Annotated in this window: 1 protein-coding gene; it reads left to right on the forward strand. The window is 64.5% G+C overall.

Features of this window, described 5'->3' with window-relative positions; all coding sequences use genetic code 11:
* On the forward strand, positions 1-307 hold a 307-nt coding region (locus IG75_RS37025; protein ID WP_036516214.1), incomplete at both ends, for an NAD-glutamate dehydrogenase domain-containing protein.

The raw sequence follows: 307 nt of genomic DNA on the forward strand, positions 1-307 counted from the left end.
GGTGAAGGCGCAGGCGGTGAAGAACGCGGTGATCGTGCCGGTGGGCGCGAAGGGTGGTTTCGTGGTGAAACGCCCGCCGGCCGCCACCGGCGACGCCGCAGCCGACCGGCAGGCCCGGATGGCCGAGGGTATCGAGTGCTACCGCACCTTCATCTCCGGTCTGCTGGATATCACCGATAACGTCGATCTCGCCGGTGGGCAGGTATTGCCGCCGGAGCGGGTGGTGCGTCGTGATGGTGATGATACGTATTTGGTGGTGGCGGCGGACAAGGGTACGGCGACGTTCTCCGATATTGCGAATGATGTT

This window comes from Nocardia rhamnosiphila NBRC 108938 (genome assembly GCF_000720425.1).
GTDB lineage: Bacteria > Actinomycetota > Actinomycetes > Mycobacteriales > Mycobacteriaceae > Nocardia > Nocardia rhamnosiphila.